The 21799-nt window shown below is 40.2% G+C and carries 19 protein-coding genes and 1 other annotated feature; all 19 genes read left to right on the top strand.

The window, feature by feature from the left end:
• The first annotated feature begins 394 nt into the window (after positions 1 to 394).
• The 19 genes from CZ382_RS08155 to cccA all read left to right on the top strand — a co-directional run bounded on the left by CZ382_RS08155 (position 395) and on the right by cccA (position 21775).
• Positions 395 to 1732, top strand: a complete 1338-nt coding sequence (locus tag CZ382_RS08155; RefSeq protein ID WP_088050682.1) for an NfeD family protein — start codon at positions 395 to 397, stop codon at positions 1730 to 1732.
• Positions 1733 to 1768: 36 nt separating this feature from the next.
• On the top strand, positions 1769 to 2764 hold the full coding sequence (floA, locus tag CZ382_RS08150) for a flotillin-like protein FloA (protein WP_088050681.1): 996 nt from the start codon (positions 1769 to 1771) through the stop codon (positions 2762 to 2764).
• Positions 2765 to 2797: 33 nt separating this feature from the next.
• Positions 2798 to 3262: a hypothetical protein gene (locus tag CZ382_RS08145; RefSeq protein ID WP_088050680.1), complete on the top strand. Its 465-nt coding sequence runs from the start codon at positions 2798 to 2800 to the stop codon at positions 3260 to 3262.
• Between the two features lie 318 nt (positions 3263 to 3580).
• The gene (gene yqfC / locus CZ382_RS08140; RefSeq protein ID WP_088050679.1) at positions 3581 to 3859 is read left to right on the top strand and encodes a sporulation protein YqfC; all 279 of its coding nucleotides are present in this window, start codon (positions 3581 to 3583) and stop codon (positions 3857 to 3859) included.
• A gap of 34 nt (positions 3860 to 3893) precedes the next feature.
• Entirely contained in the window at positions 3894 to 5111 is a 1218-nt protein-coding gene (gene yqfD, locus CZ382_RS08135; RefSeq protein ID WP_088050678.1) for a sporulation protein YqfD, read from the top strand.
• Between the two features lie 2 nt (positions 5112 to 5113).
• Positions 5114 to 6073 (top strand): PhoH family protein, encoded by a 960-nt coding sequence (locus tag CZ382_RS08130; protein ID WP_088050677.1) that lies wholly within the window; start codon positions 5114 to 5116, stop codon positions 6071 to 6073.
• 73 nt (positions 6074 to 6146) lie between these two features.
• The gene (locus CZ382_RS08125; RefSeq protein ID WP_230855981.1) at positions 6147 to 8297 is read left to right on the top strand and encodes an HD family phosphohydrolase; all 2151 of its coding nucleotides are present in this window, start codon (positions 6147 to 6149) and stop codon (positions 8295 to 8297) included.
• Complete coding sequence (ybeY, locus tag CZ382_RS08120) at positions 8298 to 8762, top strand: rRNA maturation RNase YbeY (protein WP_088050676.1); 465 nt, start codon at positions 8298 to 8300, stop codon at positions 8760 to 8762.
• Positions 8740 to 9120 (top strand): diacylglycerol kinase family protein, encoded by a 381-nt coding sequence (locus CZ382_RS08115; protein WP_088050675.1) that lies wholly within the window; start codon positions 8740 to 8742, stop codon positions 9118 to 9120. Before ybeY ends, CZ382_RS08115 begins: the two co-directional genes overlap by 23 nt.
• Before the next feature lie 284 nt (positions 9121 to 9404).
• Positions 9405 to 10307 carry a GTPase Era gene (era, locus tag CZ382_RS08110; RefSeq protein WP_088050674.1) on the top strand — a complete coding sequence of 301 codons (903 nt, stop codon included), beginning with the start codon at positions 9405 to 9407 and terminating at the stop codon, positions 10305 to 10307.
• Positions 10308 to 10413: 106 nt separating this feature from the next.
• Entirely contained in the window at positions 10414 to 10560 is a 147-nt protein-coding gene (locus CZ382_RS08105; RefSeq protein WP_088050673.1) for a YqzL family protein, read from the top strand.
• A 44-nt stretch (positions 10561 to 10604) separates the two neighbouring features.
• On the top strand, positions 10605 to 11348 hold the full coding sequence (gene recO, locus CZ382_RS08100; protein ID WP_088050672.1) for a DNA repair protein RecO: 744 nt from the start codon (positions 10605 to 10607) through the stop codon (positions 11346 to 11348).
• A gap of 325 nt (positions 11349 to 11673) precedes the next feature.
• Positions 11674 to 11844, top strand: a binding site (T-box leader).
• Between the two features lie 71 nt (positions 11845 to 11915).
• Positions 11916 to 12794: a glycine--tRNA ligase subunit alpha gene (gene glyQ / locus CZ382_RS08095; RefSeq protein WP_088050671.1), complete on the top strand. Its 879-nt coding sequence runs from the start codon at positions 11916 to 11918 to the stop codon at positions 12792 to 12794.
• Complete coding sequence (glyS, locus tag CZ382_RS08090) at positions 12794 to 14878, top strand: glycine--tRNA ligase subunit beta (protein WP_088050670.1); 2085 nt, start codon at positions 12794 to 12796, stop codon at positions 14876 to 14878. The genes glyQ and glyS overlap by 1 nt, the downstream gene beginning before the upstream one ends.
• A 415-nt stretch (positions 14879 to 15293) precedes the next feature.
• Positions 15294 to 15923, top strand: coding sequence for a helix-turn-helix transcriptional regulator (locus CZ382_RS08085; RefSeq protein WP_088050669.1), 630 nt, complete (start codon positions 15294 to 15296; stop codon positions 15921 to 15923).
• 200 nt (positions 15924 to 16123) lie between these two features.
• On the top strand, positions 16124 to 16927 hold the full coding sequence (locus CZ382_RS08080) for a pyruvate, water dikinase regulatory protein (RefSeq protein WP_088050668.1): 804 nt from the start codon (positions 16124 to 16126) through the stop codon (positions 16925 to 16927).
• 756 nt (positions 16928 to 17683) lie between these two features.
• Positions 17684 to 19501: a DNA primase gene (gene dnaG / locus CZ382_RS08075; RefSeq protein WP_088050667.1), complete on the top strand. Its 1818-nt coding sequence runs from the start codon at positions 17684 to 17686 to the stop codon at positions 19499 to 19501.
• 30 nt (positions 19502 to 19531) lie between these two features.
• On the top strand, positions 19532 to 20653 hold the full coding sequence (gene rpoD / locus CZ382_RS08070; protein WP_088050666.1) for an RNA polymerase sigma factor RpoD: 1122 nt from the start codon (positions 19532 to 19534) through the stop codon (positions 20651 to 20653).
• A 738-nt stretch (positions 20654 to 21391) separates the two neighbouring features.
• A complete protein-coding gene (gene cccA, locus CZ382_RS08065) occupies positions 21392 to 21775 on the top strand; it encodes a cytochrome c550 (RefSeq protein WP_088050665.1) in 384 nt (127 codons plus the stop codon).
• Positions 21776 to 21799: the final 24 nt, after the last annotated feature.

Below are 21799 nucleotides of genomic sequence, written 5' to 3'. Positions count from 1 at the left end.
TATCAACTGTCCATTATTTTGAGTATTTTTCCTCTGCTTGCGCCAAATATGGTACAATTTAGATAATATTTTCTGTTAAATGGGATAACGTAAAACTTCATTCAGTGCGGGTTTCCGACGCACAGGACGTGACGGTTTTAGCCTGCCCTTCCGCCCCACTGCATGTTAGCCTGAGACCCCGGTGTAGGTCACAAAGATGAAGGCAAAGGATGTGACGTGTCTTAGTCTTTGTTCCGATAATCGGACCTTTACTGGCTTTTTGTCCCCCACCTTCTGAGTTTTGATTTACTCACGCACAGAGGTGGGGGACGACAGCCCGTTAATGCGTAATAAAATTATGAAACCAATTTGTAAACTATTTCGTATTACAATGTACAGAAAGTTAAGGGGGGTGATGACAGTGATACTAAGAAAATTCATGTCATACATAGCATTAGGCCTGATAGTAGTGTTATTTTCCATACCACGATTTGATATGGTTCATGCTGAAGAAGGAAATGATAATGGAAAGCTTGTCTATGTAATCCCAATTGAAAAAGAGGTAGAGAAGGGATTGGAATCATTTTTAAAACGGGCTACCAAGGAAGCGGAGGAAGCAGGTGCCGATCAAATCATTTTCGAAATTGATACGCCGGGAGGGAGGGTTGATGCTGCTGGAAAAATTGCTACAATACTGCAGGATCTGAAAACACCAACAACGGCCTTTGTTGTAAATCAGGCGTTATCTGCCGGCTCGTATATTGCCTTAAATATGGATGCCATTTATATGAAACCGCACGCAACCATGGGGGCGAGCGGCGTGATTAATCAGGATGGTACTGCAGCAGATAAAAAAGCCCAGTCTGCCTGGTTATCGGCGATGAAAAGTGCAGCTGAATCGAAAGGGCGTGATCCAATCTATGCAGCAGCAATGGCAGATCCTAGCATAGATCTACCTGATTATGGGGCGCCTAAAGGTAAATTTCTAACTTTGGATCCAACTACAGCCCTTGATGTTGGCTATGCACAGGGAGTTGTAAAAGACAGGGCTGAATTGTTGAATAAGCTTGGTTTAAATAAGGCGACAATAGTAGAAATGGAGCCAACATTTTCCGAAGAACTGGCAAGATTTTTGACGAATCCTGTCGTCGTGCCGATATTATTATCGCTTGCTAGTCTGGGACTTATTGTAGAGCTTTATTCCCCAGGATTTGGTGTTCCAGGAATAATGGGGTTGTTATCGCTTATACTGTTTTTTTACGGTCATATCGTAGCAGGTTTAGCAGGATATGAAGCGATTATTTTGCTTGTACTGGGTATTATTTTAATCATTACAGAGTTCTTTGTGCCTGGGGGAATTGTAGGGCTCTTGGGGATCGGTTCTATCCTTGGATCATTATTTTTATCAGGACAGGATATCGGACATATGGCTATGAGTGTTAGTATCGCGTTTATCATTGCCATCGTTGCTTCTGTTATTCTGTTTAAAACAATTGGGCTGGAGAAAGGGTTCTTCCGGCATATCATTTTACGGGATCAGACCTCAACTGAATTGGGGTATGTATCATCGGTAAACAGGCTTGAATTAATTGGGTTGGAAGGAAAAGCAGTGACTCCGCTAAGGCCATCGGGAACAGCCATATTTGATGATGAACGAATCGATGTCATCTCAGAAGGGAGTTATATCGAAAAGGATAAGGCCGTCAAAATTGTTAAGGTTGAAGGAGTTCGTATTGTTGTGAAAGAAATATAAAATATATTGCTAGAGAAACGAATGGAGGAATTAGGAATGGAATTTCAGCAACTAATGCCGATTATCATTATCGGAATCATTTTGATTGTTCTTGCAGTTCTTTTTACATTTATTCCGGTTATGCTCTGGATAAGTGCGCTGGCTGCAGGTGTAAAGGTAGGTATTTTTACGTTAGTTGGTATGCGCCTTAGAAGAGTTGTGCCATCGAGAGTCATCAATCCACTCATCAAGGCATATAAAGCAGGCATAAATGTGAATACCAATCAGCTTGAAAGTCACTATTTGGCTGGTGGTAATGTAGACAGGGTTGTAAATGCACTGATTGCAGCACATCGGGCAAATATTGAGTTAAGCTTTGAAAGATGTGCGGCAATTGACCTGGCAGGACGTGATGTACTTGAGGCTGTACAAATGAGCGTAAATCCAAAAGTAATTGAAACACCATTTATTGCTGGTATTGCAATGGACGGGATTGAAGTAAAAGCAAAAGCGCGAATTACCGTTCGTGCAAATATTGATCGCCTTGTCGGTGGTGCTGGCGAGGAAACGGTTATCGCCCGTGTCGGGGAAGGTGTTGTTAGTACAATTGGTAGTTCAGAGGCTCATACAAAAGTGCTGGAAAACCCAGATTCTATTTCCCATAATGTGTTAAGCAAAGGGCTTGATGCAGGTACTGCTTTTGAAATTTTGTCGATTGATATTGCTGATGTTGATGTCGGCAAAAATATCGGAGCCATTTTACAAACTGACCAGGCAGAGGCAGATAAAAATATTGCCCAGGCGAAAGCAGAAGAAAGACGTGCGATGGCTGTTGCCCAAGAACAGGAAATGGTTGCGAAAGTGGAAGAAATGCGTGCGAAAGTTGTGGAAGCAGAAGCCGATGTACCACGTGCACTTGCAGAAGCATTGCGTTCCGGTAATTTAGGGGTAATGGATTATATGAATTACAAAAATATTGATGCCGATACAGATATGCGTGATTCCATTGGCAAACTCTCCAAAGATGACAGTGAAGATAATAATGAACAATAATGGTTTCGTCATTCACAGTAGAGGAGGGAAATCATGGAAGGACTTCTCGTCATTCTAGCCATCATTGGTGGCGTTATCGGTTTGTTCAAGGATAAATCAACTGATAAAACAAACAAGAAGCCTTATCAGGTTCCAAAGCCAACCGCAACACCTTCTGGCAGAAATTATCAAGCAGAACGTTCTGAACCGGCCGTTCATGATAACGCAAGAACAAGCACTGTTATCGAAGAGCAGCGTGACAATCAAATAGAACAATTGGCAGAGCAAATAAATACGAGTACAAGAGAAATGCAAAAAAAGCTCTCCCATGATGCGATTATTGGAAATACACTAAGACAACCAAAGAATATCGATTACCAAAAAGCAGCAATGAAAAAACAGGTCAGAAAAAATTTGACCCGTAAAGGATTGGTTGACGGTATTATTATGGCGGAGGTGCTGGGGCCACCCAGATCGCGTAAACCTTATCGCAGTGTGATATCCGAACGGACAAAATAAGAACAAAGGCGGAAGCGCCCGGTTAGCGGTGTATGGACTGGACTGAGCCGTAGGAGATAAAGGAAACACGGTGAGCTGGAAGCGAACCGATGTTGACTTATCGTACGAAGGTGAAGGAAGTCCACTAGCCGCTGGGCGCTGGAGCCGGACGTGGCCTTTCTTGGAAATGAATTAATATAACTATAACTTGTATACTTTTTTACTAATCATAAACCTTTAGCCTTCATGAAAAGCAAATATGCTTATCATGAAGGCTTTTTTTGTTCTTATCTACCGCTGATTTTCATAAATATGATTGTGAGAGGAGGGGCTCTGTAAGTGAAATGGCATAAACGATTTACACCGTGGTTAACAAAGCATCTTGCACTTCCTTCAGATGTCATTCTTGAACTGCCCAGAATTACCATGATTGGTCAAATACATGTATATATCGAAAACCACCAGGGGCTTGTCGTATATTCAGAAACCGAATTAAAATTAAAAACAAATAAAGGATACATCCAAATATTGGGGTCTTCTTTTGTTTTAAAAATGATGCTTCCGGAAGAAATTTTAGTGGAAGGAACAATTGATGAAGTGAAATTTATTCCAGCATAATTTTAAGGACCATGCTGCTATAAAGGAGGAAGACATGAAACAAGTTCAAGGATCATTTCTAACCGGATACGTAACCATTTTGGTGAAAGGACAAATGCCGGAGCTTTTTTTTCAAAAATGTGTTAAACGCGGCATTCTTGTCTGGAATGTAAAGAAAGAGTCACAAACAGCTTGCCGAGGGAATGTAAAACTGCAGGATATCAAATTAATCAAAGAAATAAAGCGAGGAACGGATTATAAATTATCCTTTGTCAGCAAAAAAGGTTCTCCCTTTCTTTTAAAAAGATTTCTCCGAAAAAGAGAGCTCGTTACAGGTCTTTTATTAAGTATCCTGTTAATTTTCTGCTTATCAAACATCATCTGGGACGTGAAGATAACCGGTGTGCCAAAGGATATTGAAAAGAAAATTGTAAAACAGCTTGACGCGTATGGTATTCATCCTGGATCCTGGAGTTTAACACTGGAACCGCCAAGTGTTATCCAGCAAAAATTGGTGAATGACATTCCGGAATTGTTGTGGGTTGGTGTAAACAAAAAAGGGACAACCTTTTTTCTCGAGGGTGTAGAAAAAGCTATCGTCAAAGAAAAAGAAGTGAAAGGACCACGTAACCTCATCGCAACAAAAAAAGGTGTTATCCAAAATATGTTTGTTTCAAAGGGGCTTTCAAAGGTACAGGTGAACGACTACGTTGAGCCAGGTGATATCCTTGTTTCAGGGAAGCTGAATTTTGCCGAAAACGAAAATGAAGAAGATAGCAAAAAAGAAAAGGCAAAGTTGGTGGCAGCGGAAGGAGAAGTTATCGCGAAAACGTGGTATGAAGTTAAGGTCACTGTCCCACTTAAGGCAAATTTTGAAATGCTGACCGGAAACAAAGAGAAGAAATATTATTTGCGATTTGGCGATTTTAAGCTGCCAATATGGGGATTTGGCGAACCAGACTATAAGCGAATTCAGCAAGAAGAAAATGACAACGCGATCCATTTTTTAAAATGGAAGCTGCCAGTTCATTTTGTTGAATCAATATTAAGTGAAAAGCAGTATGAAAAGCTTGAACGTACGAAGGAGGAAGCAATCCAAATCGGTCTTAAACAGGCAGAAAAAGAATTACAGCTAAGGCTGGGTCCTGAGGCAAAAATTATCTCACAAAAAGTTTTGCATGAAACTACGGAGAGTGGTAAAGTTAAGTTAATCTTATATAATACGGTAGAAGAGAATATTGCCAAAGCAGAACCTATAAATCAAGGAGATTGAATATGTCAGAGAACCTTAGCACAATTGATCTACAAATAACAAGTCCAAATGAAGCCATGGCTTTGTTCGGTACTAATGATAAATTTTTAAAACAGATGGAAGAGCTATTGTCTGTATCGATTGTTACAAGAGGTGAGAAGATCCAGGTTTCTGGAACAAGCGAAGCTATTGGATTAGCGGAGGAAATACTGTTAACGTTTTTATCGATTATCCGAAAAGGTTTAACCATTTCTGAACGAGATGTTGTTTATGCCGTCGAGTTAGCGAAAAGTGGTAAGATAAACCAGCTTGAAACACTATTTGAAGATGAAATAACCAAAAATGTTAAAGGTAAGTCAATCCGTGTTAAAACATTAGGGCAAAAAAGTTATATTTCGGCAATTAAAGCAAATGATCTGGTTTTTGGTATTGGCCCTGCTGGGACGGGAAAAACGTATTTAGCTGTTGTTATGGCTGTTCATGCGTTAAAAAATGGAATGGTAAAACGGATTATCTTGACCAGGCCAGCAGTTGAGGCGGGAGAAAGCTTGGGATTTTTGCCTGGTGATTTAAAGGAGAAGGTGGATCCATATTTACGTCCTTTATACGATGCCTTGCACGATGTATTAGGTGCAGAACATACAGCAAGGCTAATCGAGCGGGAAACAATCGAAATTGCCCCGCTTGCTTACATGCGGGGGAGGACACTGGATGACGCATTCGTTATCCTGGATGAGGCACAGAATACGACGCCCGAACAAATGAAGATGTTTCTGACGCGTCTCGGCTTTGGTTCCAAAATGGTTATTACTGGGGATATTACACAAATCGACTTGCCTAAAGGGGTTAAATCCGGTTTGCACGTTGCGAGCCAGTTGCTTGAAAATGTGAAAGGAATAGCGTTCGTATATTTAAATCAGACCGATGTTGTTCGACACCCATTAGTACAGCGGATTATCGATGCATATGAAAAAGTAAATTAATTTCTGTTACGTAAGGCCCGATTTAGCGGGTCTTATTTTCTATAGTAGCTATGTTCAATAATGAGGTGAAACCGTGAAGAAAAAAATAGGGGAATTTTTGACTTCATTACTAAATTTTAATTCAAGATGGATTACAATCGTTATACCTGTCATTTTACTAGGTATCTTCTTCTTCCTTGTGACCGTAAACAATGTATTTACGGAAACATTTAATATCGAGCGGTTTAGCAATGCGAGAGAAACAATTCGTTCGCCAATAACGATCGAAAACGAACTGGAAACGGAGCGAAAGACACGGGAAACCGTTCAATCGGTTGAGGATCGCTATGATATATCCAAGGAAATTACCGATGAACAGCTTGGATATGTAAATGAAATATTTGATGCGATTACTAAATTGGAAGAGGAAAATGCAGACACCGAAAATTCTGCTGATACAGATAAAAACGACAAAGCTGTTCAGCTAACAACACCGGAAAAAGTGCAAAAGCTGGAAAATATTTTATCACCGGAAATAACCGAACATGTTGATGAACTTATTTTAGCTCAGCTTATTGAAACCGCACCTGAAAAACGTGAAAATGGGAAAAAGACCATGCTGGAAGCTTTAACAACAGTTTTAAATAACGGGGTACGCACCGAGAATGTGCAAAGTGCAACAGCAGAAGTAAAACAACAAATAAAATACACGAATCTTGATAATGATCTCAAACAGGCGTTAATGTCGTTAAGCAGTTTTGCTGTTGTAGAGAATTCATTTTTTGATGTTGAGAAAACGATGGATGCCAGGAAGGAAGCAGCAGCGAGTGTTGAACCGGTCATTATTCGCGCAGGTGAAATCATTGTCAGAGAAGGGCAAACCATTACAAATGAAATATATGAGGAATTAAAATTAGTTGGTTTATTAAATAAAGAACGAAATTTATTCCCGGTAATTGGTCTGGCTCTACTTATTATCCTGATTATCGGTGTCATCGGGTACGAAATGTATTTGTCAGGAAAACGAAAGCAGCTGGATAAGGGAAAAATCGCAGCAGTTTTGCTTATTAGTGTTATCGTTATTTCACTGATGAAGGGGGTCAGTTTTTTTACAACACAAGTCAACCAGTTGTATTTTCTTGTTCCTGTTGCTACTGGAGCACTGTTATTAAAACAATTGATTCATGAGCGATTTGCAATTGTTTTGGCAGGTTTATATGCCATTTTGGGATGTATTATATTTAATGGCGAAATACCGGGCTCATTGAATGTGGAAGCTGGCATCTATTTCTTCTTCTCACAGCTTGCTGGTATTATCTTTTTACGGAACATTAAAGATAGATTGGCGATTGTCAGAGCCGGAATTGGAATGACTGTCGTAAATGTCATTACTGTATTATTATTTTTATTTCTATCGTTTGAAAAATATTCCTTAAAGGATCTTTTTATTCAGTCAGGTTTCGGGTTTGGGGCTGCTTTTCTATCAGCAGTATTAACAATCGGACTGCTGCCGTTTTTTGAAACTGGATTGGGGATATTATCGGACATCAAATTACTTTCATTATCAAGTCCCAATCAGCCATTAATTAAAAAGATCCTGACAGAAGCACCAGGAACCTATCATCATTCCATTATGGTTGCCAATTTAAGCGAAACGGCTTGTGAGGCAATTGGTGCCAATGGCTTATTGGCAAGGGTTGGTGCCTATTATCATGATATTGGCAAAACGGTCAGACCTCAGTATTTTATTGAAAATCAGCTAGGTATCGAGAACCCGCATGATAAACTGGATCCGAAGCAAAGTGCTGAAATCATTATCAGTCATCCGTATGATGGAGTGGCAATGTTGAAGCAGCACAAGCTCCCAAAGGAAATTATTGATATTGCCATGCAGCATCATGGTACAACATTATTAAAATATTTTTATTACAAGGAGAAGGAAAACAACGACCAGGTCAAGGAAGAAGATTTCCGGTATCCAGGGCCAAAACCGCAAACAAGAGAGATTGGCATCGTCAATATATGCGACTCGGTGGAGGCGGCCGTTCGTTCGTTAAAAGAACCGACAGAGGAAAAAATTGAAGAGATCGTCTCATCCATTATTAAGGACCGGTTAATGGACGGACAATTAGATGAATGTCCGTTAACCATGAAAGAATTAAACACGGTTCATAAGACTGTTTGTGAGGCGTTAAAAGGGATTTTTCATTCAAGAATTCAATATCCTGCCAAGGAGGCGAAATAAATGCATATTGACTTTCATGATCAAACAAATTCGGTACCTAGTGATTTCATCGATATGCTTCATCGTTTACTGGACTTTGCGGCCGAGAAAGAAGGTATCACAAACGAAGCGGAAGTGTCGGTAAACTTTGTTGACAATAAGAAAATTCAGGAGTTAAATCGAAATTATCGTCAGCAGAATCGACCGACAGATGTTATTTCCTTTGCATTACAGGAAACGGTTGATGGGGAATTACAAGTTATCGGGGAGGATATACCACTCGTACTTGGTGATATTGTCATCTCCGTTGATCGCGCAAAAGAACAGGCAGCAGATTATAATCATTCGCTTGAACGGGAAATAGGCTTTCTATCCGTTCATGGCTTCCTTCATCTGCTTGGCTATGATCATGTGGAAAAGGAAGAGGAAGAGGAAATGTTTCAGCGACAAGAGGACATCTTAGATGCGTTCGGACTCAAACGATAAACGAAAAAAACGGGGAATTGGTCTTAAATTTGCATGGAATGGTTTTTGGGAAGTACTGAAGCATGAACGAAACTTTCAAATCCACCTTATCGTTGGTATCATCATCATCTGCGCTGGTTTTTTTCTTCAACTAACAGCCGGTGAGTGGGTAATGATTGTGCTCGTTATCGGGTTCGTACTAACGGCAGAGATGATAAATACGACGATTGAAAAATTAATCAACTACCTGAAACCGGAAATTCATCCGGAAGCAAAGACGATTAAAGATATTGCAGCTGCCACTGTTTTAATAGCCGCAGTGATTGCCGTGATTATTGGTTTCATTGTCTTTTTGCCAAAACTATATAGCCTGTTATAATTACAAAACCCCATCAGAACAATGATGGGGTTTGTTTTAATGAATCAGGCTTGTCCATTTTGTACTTGTCCAGGAAATTATAAACTTAATCCGCTGTAGATTACTGAATATCATGAGGGCCACGGTGAGCTTTAACACCCAGGATTGGTGCTTACTTATGTCATAAATTGAGAAAAAAGAAAAACTTTTTAAAGCTTTTGTCGATAACATGAAAGTGGACTGTTTTTGTAGTATTATAGTATTTACACAACGAAATAAATATAGAGGGCACCGGAGGATATACAATGGAAAATAACTTTAAATCGGGTTTTATTGCGATAATAGGCAGGCCAAATGTTGGGAAATCGACATTCTTAAATCGGGTGATTGGCCAGAAAATAGCCATTATGAGTGATAAAGCACAAACAACACGCAATAAAATTCAGGGTGTTCTGACACAAGATGATGCACAAATTGTATTTATTGACACCCCTGGAATTCACAAGCCTAAACATCGGCTTGGCGACTTTATGGTGCAAATTGCCGAAAATACCTTAAATGAAGTGGATGCAATATTGTTTATGATTAATGCCAAAGAGGGCTATGGCAAGGGTGATCAATATATTATTGACCGCTTGCAGCAAGTTAAAAAACCGGTTTTTCTCATTATCAACAAAATTGATTTAATCCATCCGGATGACTTATTTCCACTCATCGAATTATATAAAGGGAAATATGACTTTGAGGAGATCATTCCAATCTCGGCGTTACAAGGAAATAATGTGGACCATATGCTTGATGTTTTAAAGGCGCATTTGCCATCAGGACCCAAGTATTATCCCGACGATCAGGTAACGGACCATCCGGAGCGTTTTATTATTAGTGAATTAATTCGGGAAAAGGTTCTGCAGTTAACCAGGGAAGAAGTACCGCATTCTATCGCAGTTGTAATTGAGAATATTGAAAAACGGGACTCAAACGCTATATTTATTCAGGCAACGGTTATCACAGAAAGAAAATCACAAAAAGGAATTTTAATTGGGAAACATGGGAGTATGCTGAAGGAAATTGGTAAAAAGGCTCGTGCCGATATTGAAGCTTTACTTGGAACAAAGGTGTACTTAGAGCTTTGGATAAAGGTGCAAAAGGATTGGCGAAACAGACAGAGCCAACTGCGAGAGTTGGGTTTTCGCAGTGATGAATATTAAACATGGTAAATTTTAAAACTCATTCATTCCGGAAGTGTGGTCATTATAATAGGGAGAGGTTCAAAAAGTACCAATTCAAATGTTATATAGAAAGGCGGGGTTTCTTGTGATCGACTTTACGTGGAAATTATTTAGTCAAACGGGGAACATTGAAACCTATTTATTATTGAAAGAGTTGGAAACAGAACCAAAAGTAAATGGTCAAACTAAACACCGTGACGAAGAACTATCACAACTCGATACCAACCTGTAGCACATATTTAAAGTTTAGGATCTGGTAAAGAAAGGTGAAGCTATGTGCTCGAAAAAGTGGAAGGAATTATTATCAAAACGCAAGATTATGGTGAAACACATAAAATAGTTACGATATTTAGTAAAACGATCGGGAAATTTGCTGCCATTGCCAGAGGCGCAAAAAAACCAAAGAGCAGAATGGCTGCCGTTACGCAGCCATTCATTCATGGGGAATTTTTAGTTTATTTGAATTCGGGGTTAAGTACGATTCAGCAAGGTGAGATGCTAAATTCTTTACGATCGATTCGTGAAGATATTGTCAAAACGGCATATGCGGCTTATATTGTTGAATTGACAGATAAACTTGTGGATCAAAAAAAGCCTGATCATTATTTATATAATCAGCTTCTGTTAACTATTGACTGGATTGCTGGTCATGATAGTGCGGAGATTCCAATTATCATGTATGAAATGAAATTGTATCAAAAAGGCGGGTTCGCTCCAACTGTTAATCAATGTGTCCATTGTGGCAGTACAGAAGCGCCGTTTTCTTTTTCCATTCCAGAAGGTGGACTGTTATGCAGAAGGTGTTTACATCTTGATAATGAAGCAATCCCATTGTCAAATAAACTGGCAAGGCTTTTGTATCTGTTCAGTAGTGTAGGGCTTGAACGAATTGGCAATATATCAATGAAGGAAGAAAACATACGGCTTATCAGACAACTGCTCGATGCTTATTATGACCGGTTTGGCGGATATTACATAAAATCCAAAAAGTTTTTAAAACAGCTTGACAAGTTCAGGTAAAACACAAAAGCGGAAGCGCCCGGTTAGCGGCGTATGGACTGGACTGAGCCGTAGGAGATAAAGGAAACATGCCCCTGCAAAAGGGGTATGCCGACGTTGGGCGCAAAGCCCGTTCTTAGTCGGCCTTCCTTCTTACCCGAACCGATGTTGACTTATCGGACGGAGGCGAGGGAAGTCCACTAGCCGCTGGGTGCTGGAGCTGGACGTGGCCCATCTTGATAACCAGTGATTCCAACTGATAAATTTCTTAATCTCTTGATAAGTAAATATTGTTGACATAAACGACAAAATACAGTATGATTTGTACATAATTTTCAAGTGATATAAGATTGCTGTGATGGAGAAAAAGTACTTGTAACTGCTATTTATAGCGAGTCCAGAATGGTGGAAGCTGGATAATAGGATTACAGGGAAGGCGCTCCTGAGCAATTTCGGATAAAGTGGCTCTGATTAGGAGCAAATAGGGTGGAACCGCGGGCAAAAATCCGTCCCTATGTCTTGGAAACATGACATAGGGACGGATTTTTTCTTTTGGATTCGGTTTAATAATTGGGAGGAAATAATAACATGAACATTCAAGAAATGATTTTAACATTGCAAAAACATTGGGCAGAGCAAAATTGTCTTTTAATGCAAGCTTATGATGTAGAAAAAGGTGCAGGGACCATGTCGCCAATGACACTATTACGAAGTCTTGGCCCGGAACCGTGGAATGTAGCCTATGTAGAGCCTTCAAGGCGTCCAGCTGATGGCAGATATGGTCAAAATCCAAATCGTTTATATCAGCACCATCAGTTTCAAGTCATTATGAAGCCATCACCTGCAAACATCCAGGAGCTTTATCTCGACTCACTAAAGACACTTGGAATCGATCCATTAGAGCATGACATCCGATTTGTTGAAGACAATTGGGAAAATCCAACACTTGGTGCTGCCGGACTTGGATGGGAAGTATGGCTTGATGGGATGGAGATTACCCAGTTTACGTATTTTCAGCAAATTGGCGGCCTGGAAGCAAACCCGGTTGCTGTTGAATTAACATACGGACTGGAACGACTGGCTTCTTATATCCAGGATAAGGAAAATGTATTTGACCTGGAATGGACGGATGGCGTAACGGTAAAAGATATCTTTCTGCAGCCGGAATACGAACATTCCACCTATACCTTTGAGGAATCCGATACAGAAATGCTGTTTGAATTATTTGCGATGTACGAAAAAGAAGCAAAAACAACCATGGAAAAAGGGCTGGTATTCCCGGCATATGACTATGTATTAAAATGTTCGCATACGTTTAATTTGCTAGATGCCAAAGGAGTTATTTCCGTAACCGAACGAACCGGATATATCTCGCGTGTCCGTAATTTGGCAAAAGGAATTGCAAAGGCATATGTAGCCAAACGCGAAGAACTTGGATTTCCGATGCTGAAGGGAGAGCATAAATAATGGCGAAAGACGCGTTATTTGAAATTGGACTGGAAGAATTACCTGCACGCTTCATTGATGATGCAGCAAATCAGCTGACAGCTAAAACAAAAAAGTGGTTAGAAGAATTACGTATTTCCTACGACTCCATTTCTTCTTATTCTACTCCAAGGAGACTTGCTATACTGATTCACGGCATGGCCGAAGAACAGACTGCAGTGGAAGAGGAAGTAAAAGGTCCGGCTGTAAAAATAGCACGTAATGCGGATGGAGAATGGACAAAGGCGGCGATTGGGTTTACGAAAGGCCAAGGCAAAACAACCGATGATATTTATACAAAGGATATTAAAGGTACATCATACATTTTTGTCAAAAAATATATCGAGGGAAACCCGACTATTAAACTTTTGCCGGCATTTAGGGACATTGTTTTATCCTTGCAATTTCCTAAAAATATGCACTGGGGAACGGAAACACTCAGGTTTGCAAGACCAATTCGCTGGCTTGTTGCATTATATGGCAGTGAGGTTGTTCCGTTTACGATTGCCCATGTTCAATCAGATAACGAAACATACGGGCATCGTTTTTTAGGAGGCAGGATCACACTTACCCACCCCGCGGAATACATTGTCAAGCTTGCCGAAAACTTTGTAATCGCTGATCCTGCCAAGCGCGAAAAGCTGATTACCGATGGAATAAAAAAAATGGAAAACGAAAAAGGATTGCAAATTCCAATTGATCCCGACCTGCTTGAGGAAGTACGCAACCTGGTTGAATATCCAACTGTATTTATTGGTGAATTTGCTGATAGTTTTCTGGATTTGCCACCTGAAGTGTTAATCACGTCCATGAAAGAACACCAGCGTTATTTCCCTGTTAAATCCCCTGAAGGAAACCTATTGCCTTATTTCATTGGGGTCAGAAATGGCGATATCTATCAGCTAGAGACAGTTGCTAAAGGGAACGAAAAAGTATTGAAAGCACGGCTCGCTGATGCACAATTTTTCTATGAAGAGGATCAAAAGCATCCGATCGATTTTTATTTGCAAAAACTGAACAAAGTCGTCTTTCAGGATAAGTTAGGTACAATTCATGATAAAGTGGAACGGGTCATCCAAATTACAAAAGAAATCGCGGAGACATTGAAACTTGATGATACGAGCAAACAAAAAGCAGTCCGGGCTGCTGAAATTAGTAAATTTGATTTGATGACAAATATGGTTAATGAATTTACGGAACTTCAAGGGATAATGGGCGAGAAATACGCCATCAACTTTGGTGAAGATGAGACGGTTGCAAAAGCAATTGCCGAACATTATTTGCCACGACATGCAACAGACCAGCTGCCGGAAACAATTGAAGGGGCGATTGTAAGTGTTGCTGATAAACTGGATACGATTGTTGGCTGTATCTCGGTTGGATTAGTTCCGACAGGTTCTCAGGATCCTTATGGACTGCGGCGGCAGGCTGTTGGTATGTTGAAAATTCTGCAAAGTGGCAAATGGAAAATTTCAGTAGAACAATTGCTGAATATAGCGCTGAAATTGTATCAATCGCTTGATATTGAACAGGGCGATATAGAAAAAACAGCAATGGAGTTACATGAATTTTTAGCGTTACGTGCAACGTATTTATTAAAAGAGGCAAATATTGAAATAGATATCATTCAGGCGGTATTATCAAAAGCGATTGGCGTTGTGGACTATACCATTGCCAAAGCAGGCAACCTGTCGGAAAAACGTAACCAGGCTGACTTTAAACAAACCGAAGAGGCATTTACCCGTGTGTTGAATTTAGCAAAAAAAGCGGAAAGTACTGCTGTGGAGAGCCGGTTGTTTGAAACACCTTCCGAAACCTTTTTATATAAGAAGTTTAAGGAAGTGCAGGCTGGCTACCAGCAAGCTAAAGACAGCTTGGATGCAGAACAGGCTTTACTGCAATTAAGTGGTCTGACGGAGGAAATTCATAACTTTTTCGAACATAATATGGTGATGGCAGATAACGAAGCAGTACGAAACAATCGTCTGGCATTGCTTCATTCACTTGCGGCATTAATTTATGATTATGCCGATATGACGCAAATAAGCTGGAAACAGCATTTTTAGTCGTCTAGGAAATTATAAAATTTTGCGGCTGTAGATAACTTAATAACCGGATAAGCCACGTCCGGCTCCAGCGCCCAGCGGCTAGTGTGCAACACCCGCCTCCGTACGATAAGTCAACATCGGTTCGGGTAAGAAGGAAGGCCGACTAAGAACGGGCTTTGCGCCCAACGTCGGCATACCCCTTTTGCAGGGGCATGTTTCCTTTATCTCCTACGGTAGGAATGTTCGGTTAAAACCACCGCTCCCGGCGGCAACACCGAACCACCCTGCTTGGCAGGGCGCAGCACATACGCCGCTAAACGGGCGCTTGCGCCTTAGTTCTGATAACTCTACAACCTGATATTCTTTTTGTGGCAAATGGTATATAATATTGTGAAGATTAGTATGTCATATTGTCCGAGTAGGTGGTGAAAAGGTGGAACTATCAAAGCGACAGGAACAAATAATTGAAATAGTCAAGGAAAATGGCCCAATTACTGGTGAACACATTGCCGATCGGTTGTCTTTGACACGGGCAACATTACGTCCTGATTTAGCAATCTTAACAATGGCAGGTTTTCTTGATGCCAGACCGCGTGTTGGCTATTTTTTTACAGGAAAAACGGGTTCAGAGCTATTAACTGAAAAAATTAAAAAGTTCAAAGTCCACGAATATCAATCTGTGCCGATCGTTGTCAAGGAAAGTGTATCCGTTTATGATGCTATTTCAGCAATGTTTTTAGAGGATGTTGGGACATTATTTGTTGTTGATAACAACGCTTGTCTGACAGGAGTTCTTTCACGTAAGGATCTGCTTAGGGCAAGCATCGGCAAACAGGATTTAAACGATATACCAGTGCACATTATTATGACACGAATGCCCAATATTACGGTGTGCAGGAGAGAAGATCCACTGTTAGAAGCTGCCAAAAAATTAATTTATAAGCAAATAGATGGATTACCGGTAATCAAAGATACGGACGCTGGTTTGGAGATTGTTGGACGTATTACAAAAACAACGATAACCAAGGCTTTCGTTGAACTAATTACAGATGGACATGTATAGAGGATGTTCAAAAAGTCAGCAAATAATAAGTGACGAACGCTAGAGTTGGCAGCAAGGGATCTTCCGCTAAAACCGCCCGCGATAATAGCCAACGGAGAAGTCAGTACTTTCTGGGCAAGCCCGGTGCCAAGAGCTAAGCTGTCTCGACCTTCAAGATCCAATTCGGCAATTTTTTGAAACCTAGAGGGGGAGGAATAGTGATGGGAGAAAAACCATTAGTTTATGTATTATCTGACTCTGTTGGTGAAACAGCAGATTTGGTAATAAAAGCTGGTCTGAGCCAATTTAATAATGGCGAATATAAAATTCAACGTATACCTTATGTAGAAGATAAAGAGACAATTGATGAAGTGCTTATTTTGGCAAAAGAGCAACAGGGTATTATTGGCTTTACACTGGTTGATCCTGAACTGCGCAACTATTTGAATCTGGAAGCGAAAAAATTTAACGTGGAAGCAATTGATATAATGGGACCGATGATGGAATCCATGGAACGGTTGTTTGGTAAACCGCGGCTTGAGCCTGGCCTTGTTCATAAGCTGGATGAAGACTATTTTAAACGGGTGGAGGCTATCGAATTCGCTGTAAAGTATGATGATGGACGAGATCCACGTGGAATAGCCCGGGCAGATATTATTCTAATCGGTGTTTCACGGACATCGAAAACCCCTTTGTCGCAATATCTTGCCCATAAGCGAATAAAGGTTGCGAATGTACCAATTGTTCCAGAAGTAGATCCGCCTGAAGAATTGTTTGAAGTAAGTCCGGAAAAATGTATCGGCCTGAGGATCAATCCGGTGAAATTAAATGATATTCGCAGAGAAAGACTGAAAGCTTTGGGGTTGGGTGATCAGGCGACATATGCGCATATGGACAGGATCCATCAGGAATTACATTATTTTGATAAAATAGTCGAAAAAATTGGCTGTAGAGTTGTTGATGTATCAAACAAAGCAGTGGAAGAAACGGCAAACAGCATTTTACGGATTATTAAACAAAACTAAAAAGCGTTTTTCATATTATCGGAGAGCATTCTGCCTGAAGTAAGGTTAGAATGTTTTCTTATGAAACAGTATTTTTTAATAGCAATTTTAAAAGGCTTGTATTATAATTAGTTTTTGTGTGAAAAATGTATGGCTAAAGGGGCATAATCAGAAAAATAAAACATTGCTAATTAGGAAGGATTCTGTTTCGGCTATGTAGAACTTTATAAATATGGAAAACGAATATTGGTTCCATTAACAATAATCACCCAAGCTGACAATGATTTAAGAACAAAGGCGTAAGCGCCCGTTTAGCGGCGTATGTGCTGCGCCCTGCCAAGCAGGGTGGTTCGGTGTTGCCGCCGGGAGCGGTGGTTTTAACCGAACATTCCTACCGTAGGAGATAAAGGAAACATGCCCCTGCAAAAGGGGTATGCCGACGTTGGGCGCAAAGCCCGTTCTTAGTCGGCCTACCTTCCTACCCGAACCGATGTTGACTTATCGTACGGAGGCGGGTGTTGCATACTAGCCGCTGGGCGCTGGAGCCGGACGTGGCTTACTTTGACATGAGTGGAATAGAGCCTGGATTCTTATACTTTCTTAACTAATGAGAAAAACGTGCAAAAAATTCCTTCATACGGCATATACATGAAGAAGTCCTTCTTAGTTTCTCATAACAATAGAAGGAAATTTTTTTCAAGTAATAAAAAATATTTGTCGAATCGTGAAGGGTTTTCTTAAACAATCTCGAATATTAATATAGTATGGTGGTTTCATATGCCTAAACAAATTCCAGAAGATGTAATTGAAAGGATTCGAAAAGCAAATGACATTGTGGACGTCATTGGCGAATACGTACAGTTGAAAAAACAGGGGAGAAGCTATATGGGGTTGTGCCCTTTTCATGGGGAAAAGACTCCTTCCTTTTCCGTCACCCAGGACAAACAAATTTTTCGTTGCTTCGGCTGTGGAAAAGGTGGAAATGTTGTAACATTTTTAATGGAAATGGAGAGTTACTCCTTTTATGAAGCACTTAAATTCCTGGCTGACAGAAGCGGTGTAAAACTGCCCGAAATGGGTATGCGCGAAAACAGTTCACTATCGGAGGAAAATCAAAGTATTCTCTCTGCTCATGAATGGCTGCAAAAGCTTTACCATCACCTGCTGCGATTTACGAAGGATGGGAAAGAGGGATACCAATATCTGATTGATCGGGGCATTAAGCAAGAAACGATTGATCTTTTCCAATTAGGATTTGCCCCGAATGTGAAGGATTTTACAGCCGAATTTCTTGAAAAAAAAGGGTTTCATCAACAGGTATTAGTCAAGGCTGGTTTACTATCCTTACGGGATGACGATACTGTAGCCGACCGTTTTAGGGGCAGGGTCATTTTTCCGATTCGCAATCATTTAGGTAAGACGGTAGCGTTTGGCGGGCGGGCAATTGCCGGTCAGGAGCCGAAATATTTGAACAGCCCGGAAAGTGATCTATTCCAAAAAGGAAAGCTCTTGTATAATTTCGATCAGGCCAAAAAACATATCCGTTCCAGTGGTGAAGCAATACTGCTTGAAGGATATATGGACGTTATTGCAGCATTTCAGGCAGGTGTCAAAAATGTCATCGCTACGTTAGGTACTTCCCTAACCGAAAATCAGGCAAAGTTATTAAGAAGGTATGTTGATACAGTAGTTGTTTGTTATGATTCCGACAATGCTGGTACTGAGGCAGCTTATAAAGCTGCCAACCTTCTTAGGCAAGTAGGGTGTAAAGTTAAGGTTGCCCGAATGGAAGATGGAATGGATCCAGATGACTATATTAAGGCATACGGCGCTAATGCATTTACCGACAAAGTGATCAAAGCAAGCGACACCTATATGAGCTTTTACATGCGATATATGAAAAAAGATTATAATTTAAACCTTGAAGGAGATCGCATAAACTATCTGGAAATTGTTTTAAAACAACTGGCGGTGATTGATAATGCTGTGGAACGGGAATATTATGTAAAGGAATTAAGCAGGGAATATGGTTTAACAATGGATACGTTAAATCAGGAAATCCTCAAAATCCGGCAAAATATGGGGATTAATAAGGATAAGAGGGAAAAGAAAAGATATACTACTAATAATGCAAAAGATATTCATCAAAACAAAAAGCTCTTACCTGCATTTCATAATGCGGAACGACAACTTATTGCATATATGTTGAAAGATACAGCAATAGCTGATAAAGTGCAAGAGCAAGTTGGCGGTTCCTTTAATTTGGAAGAGCATAAAATTATTACAACACATTTGTATGCTTACTACGAAGAAGGGCATCCTGCAGATGTCAGTCTATTTGTTGACAGGCTTAATGATGAAAAAATCATTCAGATTGTCATTGAAATCGCAATGATGCCTGTAGTTGAAGATATTAGTGATAAAGAGATCAATGATTATATACGGATCATTCGTGCCGAAAATAGTGATATGGCAACCATTAAAGTGTTAAAAGAAAAACAACGATTAGCTGAACAGCAAAGTGATCCAATAAAAGCTGCGCAAATTGCTATGGAAATCATTGAAATACAAAAACAGTTAAAAAGCCCAATTTGATTTTTAAGAAGTATGAAAGGAGGGGGACTCATGGCTGAAGAAAAAAGTGCACAAACAAAAGACAATCAAAATGAGTTAACACTTGATCAAGCAAAGGATCAATTGCTGGAAATAGGAAAGAAACGCGGTGTCCTTGCGTATGAGGAAGTTGCCGACAGATTGTCCGGATTTGAAATAGAATCAGATCAAATGGACGAGTTTTATGAGTACCTGAATGAGCAAGGTGTTGAAGTAATCGGTGAGTCTGAAGAAGATCCCAAGATGCAGCAAATAGCAAAAGAAGAAGAATTTGATCTAAATGATTTAAGCGTTCCACTTGGTATCAAAATTAACGATCCGGTACGAATGTATCTGAAGGAAATTGGCCGGGTTGATTTATTATCAGCTTCAGAAGAAATTGAACTGGCAAACCGGATTGAACAAGGCGAAGAAGAGGCCAAAAGACGACTTGCTGAAGCAAATTTACGTCTGGTTGTTAGTATTGCGAAACGCTATGTAGGCAGAGGCATGCTGTTCCTGGATTTAATACAGGAAGGTAATATGGGACTAATGAAAGCTGTCGAAAAGTTTGACTATCGCAAAGGATTCAAATTTAGTACGTATGCTACATGGTGGATTCGCCAGGCAATCACAAGAGCGATCGCTGATCAGGCAAGAACAATTCGTATACCTGTTCATATGGTAGAAACAATTAATAAACTAATCCGTGTTCAACGCCAATTATTGCAGGATCTTGGCCGCGAACCAACTCCAGAGGAAATTGGCGAAGAAATGGAATTATCTCCTGATAAAGTTCGGGATATTTTAAAAATTGCCCAAGAACCCGTGTCACTTGAGACACCAATTGGTGAAGAGGATGATTCGCATTTGGGCGATTTTATTGAAGACCAGGAAGCAATATCTCCTTCAGATCATGCTGCATATGAGTTGCTGAAAGAACAATTGGAAGACGTATTGGATACGTTAACTGATAGGGAAGAAAATGTATTACGTTTGCGCTTTGGGCTTGATGACGGGCGTACGAGAACCTTGGAAGAGGTTGGTAAAGTATTTGGTGTAACAAGAGAAAGAATCCGCCAAATCGAAGCAAAAGCACTGCGCAAATTGCGCCATCCTAGTCGCAGTAAACGGTTAAAGGACTTTCTTGAATAAACTATCGTTCAGTCATTGGACACGGCTGTGGATCAATGACTGCGCATTATTTTTTTACGATCTGATTGCAGATACCATTTGGATAAAAAGGTGTATGGAAGGAGAATCGATTGCAACAATCATTAGGGACAGACAGACCGGAAAAGTCATAAGTTATCGCCTAACGTATGTTGTAATTATCTTCTTGTGCATCTTGCCAAATGGCTAAAATTAAACATAAGTTCATTTAACCAATTTATATTACAGTTGCTTTTTGGTACCGTTTTCATTCCTTGTTATCTATTTTACGAAATTTCATCTGATATTGCAACTCAATATCTTAATTTTATTTTGCGGTTTTTCGTTTTAGCTGGATAGACCTTTGAAAAAAGGGATACGCTTTTCAGATTATATTATCAGTCTGTGGGCAAAAGTCGATTGAGAAGGTCGACAGAACATCAATATAGCATGTCTCGTGTGTCACAGAGAGGTCAAAGCGGTGGAGTGAGGAACTGGAAAACTTCCCCGAATATGCATGGTACGTGCAAATAGCGTATGATGACAAAATTTGATTACTGGCTGATTTTGGCATAAAGCCATTGGAACTGCCCGGTATTACCGGCATTATTTTTAAAACGGTATATAATGTTTTGTAAGTTTTCACATCTTATTCCTTTAAACTACATGCAATTTCGAGTAAAATAAGGATAGTCTTTTTTTATAAACTGAATAAGGGGATACATAAGGAGGAAAATACGGATGAAGAAAAACCCAGTCATCCCTTATGCACTTATTGCCGTAATAGGGATAGCTTTAGTAATAGTTATATCTATTGTGGGTATTGACCAGCGTGAAGCTATTCAAAAGGCAGAAGAAGGCGGGGATACACAACAAAGTGCCGAAGATAAAGGTGAGGGCGCCTCAACAGACGATCCGGAAGCTATTTTTGAAAATACTTGTGCCAGCTGTCATGGTGCTGATTTATCTGGCGGAATGGGACCAAACCTGCAGAAGGTTGGCGGTAAACTGTCCAAAGATGAAATTAAAAACACAATCCTGAATGGTAAAGGACAAATGCCAGCGGGATTAGTACCGGATGATCAGGCAGAGGCACTGGCAAAATGGCTTTCAGAGAAAAAATAGCGGATAACAAACATAAACTACAGG

The organism is Virgibacillus dakarensis, assembly GCF_900155625.1.
GTDB classification, from domain to species: Bacteria; Bacillota; Bacilli; order Bacillales; family Amphibacillaceae; genus Lentibacillus_C; species Lentibacillus_C populi.
Note: the sequence above shows the minus strand (reverse complement) of the source record. Positions and strands in the feature narration are given on the sequence as shown.